Below are 12,132 nucleotides of genomic sequence, written 5' to 3'. Positions count from 1 at the left end.
ATAAGGCTCTCCGGGCGCGATCGTGGAGCCACACTGGGCGGTGCGGGCGAGAATGATCGCCGTACGGTCGTCGCCTTGCCGCCCGGGCGCGTATCGGCGAACCGCGTCGAAGGCGTCGTCGAGCAGCGCCACCGGCGTGCGCGTGGGATCACGGAGGATCTCGGCGATCAGCCGGTGCAGCCCGAACTGCCGCCCGGCCTCGTCACGCGCCTCCACCAGTCCGTCGGTGTAGGCGAAGAGCACGTCGCCCGGTTCGAGCCGCAGCGTCTGGATTCCCCACGCCCCGGGCTCCGCGAGCAGGCTCGACATCAACGGGCCCGTCGGAGGCAGCCGAACGACCTGCGCCGTTCCCAGCCCGGAGCCGACGATGGAACCGGGTCCCGGCACCCGCCCGGGCTCGGGGCCGGCACCGTTCGCCCCATCCCCCGACCCGCGGGCCGATCCGACAGCATGCGCGGGTCCAACAGCAGCCGCCATGGCGGATCCGCCCACCCCGTCACCGGGGCCGCCTCCCGGCCGGGCGGGATCGCGGGGGCCAACCAGGTGAGCGGTCGGAGCGGGTACCTCGCGTGAGGATGCCCCGCCGGGAAGCACCGCGTCCGCGGGTACCTTGCCTGTGGGCAGCTCGCCCACCGACACCGCACCCACCGACACCGCATCCACCCACCCCGCGCCCGCGGGCAGCTCGCCCGCCGAGGCCATGTTCCCGGGCACCGCCCGGCGCAGCAGGAGCGTGTCGGGATGACCGGCGTTGACGTAGGACAGGTCCCCGGTCCGCGGGTCGACAACGGCGATGATCGCGGTCGCGAACATCTCCTCGATCTCACCGAGGTTGTCCACCGTCCACTCCAGGGCCCGACCGGGATCGATCTCCGTCGACAGAGCCGCGTCAAGCAGTTGCTTGAGCCGCAACGCGAAGACCCCGGCCGCGGCTCCATGACCGGAGACGTCACCGACCACGACGGCGACCCGCCCGTCGGGCAGCTCGAAGGCGTCGTACCAGTCCCCCGCCAGTTCGCCCTCGGCCGGATCGACCCGGCCGTGCAGGACCAGGCCGCGGGCCCGCAGGAGCGAGGGCGTGAGCGCGTCCCGCAGTGCGATCACAGCGGGTCCCTGCTGGGCCAGAGCCTCCCACGACCGCTCGTTCTGGCGGACGAGCCGCACCAGCTGGGCGCGCATCGTCTCGACGTCGGCGGCCAGCTCCACGATCTCCTTGGGGCCGACGGAGGGGATCCGGGTGTCGTAGCGACCGGCGGCCACCGCGTTGACGGATCGCTGCAACGCTCCGATCGGGCGGAGCAGCCATCGGCGCGAGATGATCATAATGGTCAGCAGGAACCCGAGGATGACGAACATCGCACTGGCCAGCGAGCTCAGCAGCAGCACGGAGGCACTCTCCACCCGCCCGGACGCCTCGACCTGCTCGCGGTCGATCGCCACGGCGAGCTCCGCGACCTCGCGGCGCAGCAGGTCGAAGTCCTGGCGCGCGTTGGTGCGCACGATATTCCGGGCAGCGGCGGTGTCTCCCCTCGTCATCGCGGCCAGTTCCGGCTGGACAACCTCGCGACGCCAGTCCCGGTACGCCCGGCCGACTTCCCCGTGCTGCGCGCGCGGCACGGGGAAGTCGGCCAGCAACGCGTCCAGCTGTGCCATCAGGACCGGGATGGAGCTGGCGGACTCGTCGTAGGGGACAAGGAAACCCCGGTCCCGGGTGATGATGTAGCCACGCAGAGCATTCTCCTGGTCGACGAAGTCGGCCAGGAGCATCGCGGTGGTAGTCGCCGCCGGGTCCAGATGCCTGCTCCGCTCCGTCGCGGCATGACGTGACCGCAGGGCGGAGACCACGGCCAACACCAGCATCACGATGATCGAGATGCTGGCGAGCAACGTCAGCACCCGGATGCCGCGCCGAAGGCCAGCCGTCTCGCCCATGTGCAGATTGTCGTCCAGCCATCGGGCGCCGGTTGTGTCGGGTGACGTGCGGGGTCCCCCGGGGAGGCTCGTACGACAGCTACCCCATCTCACGGATGGAACGATGAGCGCCGCACTCAATGTGCTGCGCCGAATGATCGCGAACCTCGGCGGCGGCGCGGACCTACTCCAGCCTCAGTCTAGCCCCAGACTTTCACAGTGCTTGTTTGATGACGTGTTGGAAATGAGTAAACATAGCGGCACGTTGCCACTCTTTCGGACAAGGCGGAAACCTCCGGATTCCCACGGCACCGAGCGCTCCGGAGTGCCGGGAGCTGGAACGGTGCCTGTGGTCCACTCGTTAGGCCTGCTGAGCACGGCGGATCCGAGCCGGGATCCCGAGCCGGGGACTGGTCCGGCCACTGCGGCGCCCGGCGCCGACGGCGCCCAGTGCGTACCGCCGGGAGGCACGGGAGTTCGATCGGCCCCCGTGCCGGTGCCGGTCCCGCCAGCGGCCGCGCCTTTGGTCGACCACGACGGCCTCCGCGGGCACGACTCCCCATAGAGCACGGTGGATGACGGAGTCACGGTGGAGGGTGACGGATCGACCGATCTCCGGGAGTTGAATGCATGATCTGGGAGGCTGTCAGACGATGACTTCGGGTTCGGTCACCGAACCGACGCACGCATCGAACGTGGCTGGTCGCCCCCACGGTGCGGCGCGGCCCCCGCGGCCGGCCGGGCGGTCGCCCGAGGGCCCGGCCGAGGCAGCGATCTGGACCCGCGGGCTCGGCAAGCGGTACGGCGATCGGGTGGCGGTGGACCATCTCGACCTCCAGGTGCCGCGCGGGACGCTGTCCGGTTTCGTCGGCCCGAACGGGGCCGGGAAGTCCAGCACGCTGCGCATGCTGCTGGGGTTGATCCGCCCCACGGCGGGCCAGGGGTACGTGCTGGGCGCGCCGATCTCCCATCCGGCCCGCTACCTGGGCCGGGTCGGGGCAATGATCGAAGGCCCGACGTTCCATCCCGGGCTGTCCGGCCGGCGCAATCTGGACCAGCTCGCCCTGCTGCGTGGGATCGGCGGGCGGCGCCGCGCCGATCGCGCGCGGCGGGTCGGGGAAGTCCTCGCACAGGTGGGCCTGACCGAGCGGGCCGACGACCGGTTCACCGCCTACTCCCTCGGGATGAAGCAGCGCCTGGGCATCGCCGCCGCTCTGCTGCCCGATCCCAGCCTGCTCATCCTGGACGAGCCGACGAACGGCCTCGACCCGGCGGGCATCCGGGAGATCCGCGCGCTGCTGGGCCAGCTGGCCGGCACCGGCATGACGGTCTTCATGTCGAGCCATCTGCTAACCGAGGTCGAGCAGATCTGCGATCATTTGGTGATGATCAACGGCGGGCGGATGCTGTTCCAGGGGCACGTCACCGACCTGCTCGCCGCCGAGGATCCCCGGATCCTCATGGTGCCCGAGCGGGACGACGACGCCCGCCGCCTGGCCGGGCTCCTCGGCGAGACCGGCCTTCGGGTCGAGATGGACCTCTGCCCCGGGCCGTCGTGCGACGCGGGAGTCGGCGAACGCCATCCGGTGGTGACCGCCCATGCCCGCGAGGGGGTGGCCGCGGACCTCAACCGACTGGCGATGCGCGCCGGCATCACCCTGCGCTCGCTGCGCACCCATCGGCCGAACCTGGAGGAGACCTTCCTGCGCGTCACCGGCGAGATCGACGGCGACCTCATTCGTTCCGAGAACACCCCGGACGGCAGCGTGCCCCCCGTGGGAGCCGGGCTCGACCCGGCCCAGAGCCGTGCAGGTGCCACATGATCACGGTTTTCCGCGCCGAATGGGTGCCGCTGTTGCGGACCCGGTTCCTGCTCGGGACGCTGGGGGCGGTCATCGCCTCGGCCCTGCTCGGCACCGTTCTGACCTTCGTCTCGGTGAGGCACAACGACTTCGATGGCGACCCCGTCACGGCCAGCGGGCTGTCCGCCGCGAACGGCGTCGTGCAGGGGGTGCAGGCGGTCAGCATCCTGCTCGGCGTGGTGGCCCTGTCCGTCGTCGCCGCGTCGCTCGCCGGCGACCATGCGCACGGGACCCTGCGCAACCAGCTCGTCGCCCAGCCGCACCGGCTCCGGCTTCTCGCCGGCAAACTGCTGGCTCTGGCGGCGTTCGTGGTTCTCGTCATCACCGTGGCGACCGTGGTCTCGGTCGCGTTGTCCTTCGCGCTCGCGCCGCTGAAGGGGGTGTCGACGGCCGCCTGGAGCAGCGCGGCGGGGCTAGCCGAACTGGGCAAGAGCTTCGTCAACCTGTGCGCTGGATCGCTCGGCTACGCCGCGCTCGGCGCCCTGGCCGCGATCGTCTTCCGCGCGCCCGCCGCGGCGATCGCGGTCGCGGTCGCCTACGCGCTGCCGGTGGAGATGCTGGTCACGCGCATCTACGGTCCCGCCCGGGCCTGGCTGCCGGTACAGCTGATGGAGGCGATCACCACCGGTGGCTCCGCCGTCGCCACGCCCTACGCCGACGCGCTGCTGCGCGGGCTGGTCTACTGCACCGCGATGGTGCTGGTCGCTGTCGTCCTCTTCTGGCGCCGGGACATGACCTCATAAGGGAAATGGGAAATAAGAACGTTATTTTGTCCCGAGTGTCCCTGGACCCCGAGCTCCCAGGAACTCAGAGCTCCCAGGGACTCAGTGCCCGAACACGTCGGAGTCGAGGGCGTCCGCCTCCCCCGCGGCGCCCCGGTCCAGCCCGGAGATCGCGGCGATCTCCTCGGCGGAGAGCGTGAAGTCGAAGACGTCGATGTTCTCCGCCAGGCGCCTGGGGCTGGCCGACTTCGGCACCACCACGATGCCCAGCTCGATGTGCCAGCGCAGGACGACCTGCGCGGGGGTGCGCTCGTGCGCGGCGGCGATCCGCGCGATCACCGGTTCGTCGAGCAGCCCGGTGCCGGCGCCCAGCGGGCTCCACGCCTCCGTCACGATCCCGTGCTCCGCGTGGTAAGCGCGGATCGCGGACCGGCCGAGTCGGGGATCGAGCTGGATCTGGTTCACGTCCGGCGCGACACCGGTCTGGGCCAGCAGCCGGTCGAGGTGGGTCGTCTTGAAGTTCGACACCCCGATCGCGCGTACCTGGCCGTCCTTCAGCAGCTCGACGAGCCCCTTCCAGGCCTCGACGTACCGATCCCGCCACGGGTTCGGCCAGTGGATGAGGAGCAGATCGAGGTAGTCCAGCCCCATCCGGCGGGTGCTCTCCACCGCGGCCCTGCGCACGCCGCGGACGCTGTGTGAGCGTTTGTTGAACTTCGTGGTGACGAACAGCTCCTCGCGGGGCACGCTGACGGCGCGTAGCCCGGCGCCGACCCCCTTCTCGTTGCCGTAGTTGTGCGCGGTGTCGATCAACCGGTAGCCCAGCCCGAGCGCCTGTTCCACCACCCCCTGGACCTCCCGGTCGTTCAGCGGCCAGGTTCCGAGCCCGAGCCTGGGCATCCGGGCACCGTGCGCGAGCGGGACGGTGGGGACAGGCGAGAGTGCCACGGGCGTAGGACCTCTCTGGTACGAAGATCTGGTACGAAGAGATGCCGGGCGGCCGACCGGATCCGCGCTCCGGCCGGCCTCCGGGCATCCGGGCGACCCGGCCGCGATGGATGTGGTACCCACGTCGGCGAGCGAGACCCGGGGAAACGGGTCCGAAGACCCGGAGGGCAGACTGCCAGTATGAGCACCGCCAGGGACGACAGACTCGCGGTACGGCTACCCCAGGACGAAGCCGAGATCATCCGCTCGGCCGCGGAGGGTGAGGGCCTGTCCCTTGAGGACTTCGCCGTCGAGGCCATGAAGCGATACGCGCGAGAGGTTCTCGCCGACCGCCGCCTGTTCCGCGTCCCGGATGCCGACTGGAGCAAGCTCGAGGCGCTGCTCGACACGCCGCTGCCGGACTCCCCCCGGCTGCGCCGGCTCCTCGACGAGAAACCGGGCTCGGAGCAGCCGGAGCACCTCGCCACCTCTGCCCGCCTCCCGGTCGGCCGACCAGCCGGCCAGTCGACCGGCGGTCCGACGCGGTCCGACGCGGTCCGACGCGGTCCGACGCGGTCCGACGCGGTCCCAAGAAAGGATCCTACGCAGTGCCCCTCGCCAAGCCCGCGGCCCTGTCCGAGGGCCCGGACCGGCTCACCTTCAACAGCGGTGACGACCTGCTCGACGGCTGGCTGCGCCACCACGCCCTCGAACACCAGCAGGACCGGACGACGAACACGTTCGTGATCGTCGATGGTACCCGGGTCGCCGGCTACTACTGCCTGGCCACCGCCGCCCTGGAAAGGATCCCCGGTTCACGCCGGTGGTCGCGCCGGTCCACCGGACCCGTTCCGGCGATGTTCGTGGGGCGGCTCGCGGTCGATGTCCGCTACCAGGGCCGCGGGGTCGGCGCCCAACTCGTGCGGGACGCCGTGATGCGGTCGCTGACCGTCCATCGCATGGTCGGAGTGCCGCTCCTGCTCGCCCACGCGATACGGCAACCCGGCCGGGCGTTCTACCGCCATCTCGGCTTCCTCGGCACCCACGTCGACCCCTACCTGCTCGCGCTGCCGCTACACGGCGCCGCCGGCGGGGGCTGAGCGCCGCCGGCCCCCGCAGGCCCCCGCCGAGCGCCGCTGGCCCCCGCTGGCCGCCCGTCACCTACTCGTCGCCGAGCAGCACATCCAGGTTGACGCGCAGCAACCACTGATCGAGCTTGAACGGGGGGTACGGCCAGGGCAGGCCGTCGAGCACCAGCTGGTTCACCGGGAGCCACAGGCTGCGCCGGCGGGCGTCGACCGCGCCGCGGCGCACCCCGACATACCAGGTCGCGGGGCCCCGCAGCCTGCTCAGCCCCACGTCGATCGACCGGTCAGTGCGGAAGGTCATCCGCGTGCCGCGCCCCGCCGGCCGCACGACCTGCACCAGGCCGTCGAGCCCGGCGAGCAGCACCGCGCCGGTGGCTGGATCGACGGTGATGCTGCGCACCAGCCCACCCCGGTCGGTGCCCGCGATCAGGTAGTCGGGGCGGTTGGCGATGCCCCAGGTGTCGACCGGCCAGTTGCCCGTGGCGGGGGCCCGGGTCACCAGGCCGCGTTCCCCATCGATCTTCGGGTAGACGGCGAGGGTCTCCGCCCGCAGCCCGTCGGCCTTGGTGCGGGCCACGTACAGGGTGCCGTCCGTGCCGAACACGGCCGACTCCATCCGGGAGCCGTCCTGAACGGCGCGCACCGCCGTGCTCTTCGGGCTGATGGTGCCCCGCGACGCCGAGTAGGAGAACTCCTGCACGGGGAAGGGCTGGGTCCGGAAGTCCAGCCCGCGCACGTCACTGATCAGCACGAACCGTTCGTCATCAGGTTCGCTGGTGGGATCGGCGACGACCTCCCGCGGGTTCACGACCAGCTCGAGGCCCAGCGGGCGGGCCTGCGGGTACTGCCAGTGCGCCCGCACCCGGCCGGCGAGGTCGATAACGAGCAGGGCGCCGTTGTCGGTGCCGCCGACCCCGGTCCCCAGGTACTGGGCGATGACCAGGTGCCCGCTGCGGGGCAGCCGGGCGATCGAGGACGGCCCGCGCGGTGAGCGCGGCTCCAGCGGCGCGAGCACCGGGAAGGCCAGCGCCGCCACGTACGGCGGGGCGGCGCTGGCGAGCTGAGCCGCTGTCCTGGATACCGTCTGGTCGTAGGCCCACCGTCCGCCCAGGGAGTCCCGCCGGAGCTGACCGATGCTCGGCAACTCGCCGTCGACGGAGGTGTTCCAGCCGAAGAAGGGCATCAGCGAGACGAAGACCACCCGCTCGGTGCCGTCCGGGCCGGGCACGACGATCACGTCCGAGATGTCCCCGCCGCCTACACCATGGTAGTTCGGGTCGGCCCGGGGCAGGCTCGTCTGGCCCTTCGTTGAGGGGATCACCAGGCGGGTGAACCGTTCGGTGACTGGCTCGAAGATCTTGATCTCCATGCCCGTACCGGTCAGCTTCGCCTGGTCGTCGGTGAACGGAGTCGTCGCGAGGAAGACGGTGCCGTCCGCGGCGACCGCGGACAGGAAGGCGGCCTGACCGGGGCCGAAGCCCCAGCCCGGCACCTCGGCGATCTCGATGGCCGACTGGTCGTCGAGGTTTCCGAAGGTGCCGGGTGCGCCATAGATGGTCAGCAGGTTCCTGGGCAGGCCCGCCACCGCCCCGGCCGGCATCGACGGGCCCACGGTGACCCCGCCGACCGGTGCCGAGGGTCGGCTCAGCGGCAGGTCACCGGAGGAGGTCGGACCCGAGGACGAGGAGAGCAGGCGCGCGGCGACGAGGGCGCCGGCGGACGTCGCGCCGAGGCCCACGGCCGTCGCGAGCAGGCGGCGGCGGGTAACGGCGAGCGGCGAGCGCACCGACCCCGACGACCCGGGAGACCCGGGAGACCCGGGAGAACCGGGCTCACCGCCGTCCGCGTTCGGACGGGTCTGGGCTGGCATCAGCGGTGGCCTCTCCGCGCGGGGTGGGCTGGGACTCGTCGGGCAGAGGAACTCCTCACACCCGGGCCGGGACCCCCTCGCCGGGCTGGGGGTCAGGTAGTCCCACGCCCCCCGCCGGCCGCCGGTGCGTCTCGGCGGCCCGCGCCGCCCGGCGGTCGGTGTGATGCAGCTGGACCACGAGCAGGCCGACCGCGAGCGCGGTCACCGACTCGGCGGCGAGCGCGGCGGTGGCCGTGGCCATCGATCCGCCGCCGGCCGAGACGAGCGCCCCAGCCGTCGCCACGGTGGCGACGGCGAGCACGCCGACGACCCGGCGCACCCCGGCGCCGAGCAGGTACGTGGTGAACATCAGGGTGACGGCCAGCAGGGTCATGCTCAGCGCGAGCACCGACAGCGCGGAGGCGGCGTCGGTGAGATGCGCCCCGAAGACGAGTCCGATCAACCACTTGGCCGCGAACAGACCGAGCCCGGCGAGGAAGAGCCCGGGAGCGACGACGAAGACCAGCGCCACGACCAACGTGCCCCCGGCGGGGCGTCCCTCCTTGCGCCGTCGTGCCGCCTCGGGCAGCAGGAAGTTCGCGACCGCCAGCCCGATGAAGACCGGTACCTTGCAGGCCGTCGAGATCGCCGCGTAGCCGCCGACCCCGGAGGACCCCAGCCAGCCGACGATGACGACGTCCATATTCTGCAGCAGGGCGAGGGGGATCAGCACGCCGAGGGCGACGGTGGTGTCGGCGATGACGCTGTGCCGGGCGCTGGCGCGCGGCGCCGGGATCGGCAGCGGAATCGGCCCGGTGGCCGGCGGTGTGCCGTCGTCAGGCAGCACGGTCGCCCCGCGCTGGGACACAGGCGCCCCGCGCCGGGACACGGGCGGACGCGGCAGCCGCGGGGTGCGCGTGACGGCCCACCGGGCGTGCTCGGCGCCGACGACGACGCCGAGCACGATGCCCAGGCCCGCGCCGTTCACCCCGAGCCCGCCCAGCACGAGCACGATTACCAGGCCGATCCGGACGAAGTCCTCGACCACGAAGTTGACGGCGAGGCGCGGATAGGCCCCCCGGGCCTGCAGCAGGCCGCGTTCGACGCACAGCAGCGTCCACAGCGCGGCACCGATGGTCGCCTCGGCGATCGCGAGCGGATGCGGATAAGACATCAGCGCGGCCACCGGCCGGCACAGCACCACCGCGACGATCGCGGAGATCACGATGCCGACGCCGCAGGCGCCCCGCAGCCGCCGGATCCAGGACCACTGCTCGCGCCGGGTGCCCCCCGGCCCAGACGTCTCGTGCTGCACCACGGCGATCAGCAGCGCGTTACCCGCGACCGAGAGAATCAGGAAGATGCTGACCTGCACCGACACGGCGCCGTAGGAGTCCGGGTCCAGCGACCGGGCGACGATCAGGTTCATCAGCAGGTTGCACCCGTTGACGAGCATGCCGGCGACGGCCAGCGCTGCCGGACCGGCCAGCAGGCCCGTCACAGCCTCACGCGAGGGCTTCGCCATCAGTCTCCCTACCGGGAACGGGACACGTCGAATCACTCACAGCGAAACACCGACCATGGTAAGTGGCCGACGATTTTCCGACATCGGTAGGTTGCAGGCGAACGTTGCAGACGAACATGGTAAGCCCTGGCGAGCGGAACGAAACGGAAGGAATGCCACCGGTGACGGGAAGCCCCAGCGTGACACCCCCGGAAGGGTCCGACGCACCGCGGAGGGTCCCGGGAGCGCCGGTACCTGCCCACCCTCGCCGGCCGGCACGTGGTGTTCCTCAACTGGCGGGACCGGGAGCATCCGCAGGCCGGCGGGGCGGAGCTGTTCTGCCAGTCGATCGCCGAACGGTTCGCCGCGGCCGGCGCCCGGGTCACCCTGCTGACCTCGCGGGCCACGGACGGTGAACGCCCGGGTCCGCCCGTCGCCGAGTCCGTCGGCGGCGTCGAGGTGCGCCGCGGGGGCGGCACCTTCGGCGTCTATCCGTCGGTGCTCGCCCGGCTGGCCAGCCTGGGGCGGGCCGGGCACCGCGTCGACGCCGTCGTCGACTGCCAGAACGGGATCCCGTTCTTCAGCCCCCTGGTGCTGCCGGCGAGCACCCCCGTCGTGCAGGTGCTCCACCACGTTCATCAGAAACAGTTCCCGTTGTACTTCCCCGGGCCGGTCGCCCGGGTCGGGCAGCTGCTGGAGGCGCCGGGCAGCCGGTGGGTCTACCGGCGCCGACCGGTGGTGGTCGTCTCCCCCTCGACCCGCGCCGAGGCCCGTGACATCCTCGGCCTGCCCGGCCCGCGCTTCCTGGTCCCCAACGGGGTGACCACCTCGGCCGCCGGGGGCTAACTCGACCGCTGGGGCCACCGCGTTCACGGGCCCGGCTGGCGGCGGGCCCGCAGGCTCGGATGGCGGCCCCGCGACGGCACCCACCATCGTGTGCGTCGGCCGGCTCGTGCCGCACAAGCGGCTCGACCTGCTCCTCGACGCGCTGCCCGCGCTGGTCGGGGCGCATCCCGGGCTCACCGTCCACATCATCGGCGACGGCCCGGACCGCGAACGCCTGACCGCCCGCGCGGTCGCCCTCGGGCTGACCACCCCAGATACGGTGACCACCACCGACCCGGGGGCCGCTCCGGGCTCGGGAGGCACGACCGACCGGGACGGTGACGCCGTGCGCTGGCACGGCTACACCGATGCCGCCACCCGCGACCGGCTGCTTTCCTCGGCCTGGCTGACGGTCAACCCCTCGCATGGTGAGGGCTGGGGGCTGTCGGTGCTGGAGGCCGCCGCCCTCGGGGTGCCCGCGGTGGCGTTCCGGGTCCCGGGGCTGCGCGACGCGGTCCGGGACGGGACGACGGGATGGCTGGTCGACGAGGGCGAGCCGCTGGAGAAGATCCTCGACACGGCGCTATGGCTACTGGCCGAGCCGCCCGCGGCGGCCCGCGCCTGGGCGGCTGGGTTCACCTGGGACGCCAGCGCCGAGTTGCTGGCCCGGGTGGTCACCGCCGAGATCGACCGGCTGGCCGGACCGGCGGCGAAGCGGGCCGAAGCAGGGGAACAAGGCCGCGCGCCGCAGCGGGGTCGGGGACCGGATCGGGGCCTGGAGCGCCGGTGCCGGGACGATGACCTCACGCACGCCCGCTTCACCCTGCCGGTCGGCGCCCCCGCCCGGCGTTGCGCCGCACGGACCTGGTGTACCGGCCGGATCCGACCGGCCCGGAGATGATCGCGGTCCTCTACGGTGCCGGCCCCGCCGCCGCGCGCACCGCCCTGACCCGGGCCGGAGTCGGGGTCGGCGCGCTCGCCGACCTGCGACTACGCCCGGCGACCGGCGAGGACCTGCTGTTCGCGGCCAGCCGTGACCTGGCGGCATCTCCCCCGGATCCGGGTCCCGACCCGATCCCGACCGACAACCGGGACGATCAGGCGAAGGCCGGAGCGCGACGAGCAGCCTCGAACATGCTTTCTACGGAGCTAGAAGGAGCAGCAGGACGGCCCCTGTCTCACGGATGAGACACTGATATCCATCATGTCCTCCCACAGGATTTCCGAACATTTACCTTACGGCATATTTTCTGGAGGGATGGCGACCGAAGGGTAACACGAATTGATCACATGGATATATAGCTCAGCTTGGTGCAGCAAACGGCTCAACCATCCTCGTGCAGCATCCTCCTCAGCAAGAACCTGAAAGCGCCACCCAAAAGGGCTGCGGAAACGACTACCCAGATGCCTGGGATTCCAGCAAAAGCCGGTATCACAATCAATG

Annotated in this window: 11 protein-coding genes; 7 read left to right on the top strand and 4 right to left on the bottom strand. The window is 71.8% G+C overall.

Features of this window, described 5'->3' with window-relative positions; genetic code table 11:
• The coding region (locus tag AC08OT_RS14250; RefSeq protein ID WP_476602904.1) for a PP2C family protein-serine/threonine phosphatase at positions 1 to 1,932 on the bottom strand (1,932 nt) is incomplete at its 3' end.
• A 632-nt stretch (positions 1,933 to 2,564) separates the two neighbouring features.
• Here AC08OT_RS14250 and AC08OT_RS14245 point away from each other — a divergent pair.
• Positions 2,565 to 3,734, top strand: a complete 1,170-nt coding sequence (locus tag AC08OT_RS14245; protein WP_476593534.1) for an ABC transporter ATP-binding protein — start codon at positions 2,565 to 2,567, stop codon at positions 3,732 to 3,734.
• Positions 3,731 to 4,516, top strand: coding sequence for an ABC transporter permease subunit (locus tag AC08OT_RS14240; RefSeq protein ID WP_476593535.1), 786 nt, complete (start codon positions 3,731 to 3,733; stop codon positions 4,514 to 4,516). The genes AC08OT_RS14245 and AC08OT_RS14240 overlap by 4 nt, the downstream gene beginning before the upstream one ends.
• Before the next feature lie 81 nt (positions 4,517 to 4,597).
• On the opposite strand, the gene AC08OT_RS14235 is transcribed toward AC08OT_RS14240, so the two are convergent.
• Entirely contained in the window at positions 4,598 to 5,443 is an 846-nt protein-coding gene (locus AC08OT_RS14235) for an aldo/keto reductase (RefSeq protein ID WP_476593536.1), read from the bottom strand.
• Positions 5,444 to 5,623: 180 nt separating this feature from the next.
• On the opposite strand from AC08OT_RS14235, the gene AC08OT_RS14230 reads away from it, so the two are divergent.
• Both AC08OT_RS14230 and AC08OT_RS14225 read left to right on the top strand, forming a co-directional pair.
• Positions 5,624 to 6,169, top strand: a complete 546-nt coding sequence (locus AC08OT_RS14230; protein WP_476602903.1) for a type II toxin-antitoxin system TacA family antitoxin — start codon at positions 5,624 to 5,626, stop codon at positions 6,167 to 6,169.
• A complete protein-coding gene (locus AC08OT_RS14225; protein WP_476593543.1) occupies positions 6,055 to 6,522 on the top strand; it encodes a GNAT family N-acetyltransferase in 468 nt (155 codons plus the stop codon). Before AC08OT_RS14230 ends, AC08OT_RS14225 begins: the two co-directional genes overlap by 115 nt.
• A gap of 61 nt (positions 6,523 to 6,583) precedes the next feature.
• Here AC08OT_RS14225 and AC08OT_RS14220 read toward each other — a convergent pair whose 3' ends face one another.
• Together AC08OT_RS14220 and AC08OT_RS14215 are read right to left on the bottom strand one after the other, a co-directional pair.
• Positions 6,584 to 8,380 (bottom strand): hypothetical protein, encoded by a 1,797-nt coding sequence (locus tag AC08OT_RS14220; RefSeq protein WP_476593538.1) that lies wholly within the window; start codon positions 8,378 to 8,380, stop codon positions 6,584 to 6,586.
• Between the two features lie 55 nt (positions 8,381 to 8,435).
• Positions 8,436 to 9,884 (bottom strand): lipopolysaccharide biosynthesis protein, encoded by a 1,449-nt coding sequence (locus tag AC08OT_RS14215; RefSeq protein ID WP_476593539.1) that lies wholly within the window; start codon positions 9,882 to 9,884, stop codon positions 8,436 to 8,438.
• 261 nt (positions 9,885 to 10,145) lie between these two features.
• Between AC08OT_RS14215 and AC08OT_RS14210 the strand changes: the two genes are divergently transcribed.
• The 3 genes from AC08OT_RS14210 to AC08OT_RS14200 all read left to right on the top strand — a co-directional run bounded on the left by AC08OT_RS14210 (position 10,146) and on the right by AC08OT_RS14200 (position 11,876).
• Positions 10,146 to 10,709, top strand: a complete 564-nt coding sequence (locus AC08OT_RS14210) for a glycosyltransferase (protein ID WP_476593540.1) — start codon at positions 10,146 to 10,148, stop codon at positions 10,707 to 10,709.
• A gap of 106 nt (positions 10,710 to 10,815) precedes the next feature.
• Positions 10,816 to 11,589 (top strand): glycosyltransferase, encoded by a 774-nt coding sequence (locus AC08OT_RS14205; protein ID WP_476602902.1) that lies wholly within the window; start codon positions 10,816 to 10,818, stop codon positions 11,587 to 11,589.
• Positions 11,556 to 11,876, top strand: coding sequence for a hypothetical protein (locus AC08OT_RS14200; protein WP_476593542.1), 321 nt, complete (start codon positions 11,556 to 11,558; stop codon positions 11,874 to 11,876). Before AC08OT_RS14205 ends, AC08OT_RS14200 begins: the two co-directional genes overlap by 34 nt.
• Positions 11,877 to 12,132: the final 256 nt, after the last annotated feature.

Source organism: Frankia sp. CgJB1 (assembly GCF_977947065.1).
Note: the sequence above shows the minus strand (reverse complement) of the source record. Positions and strands in the feature narration are given on the sequence as shown.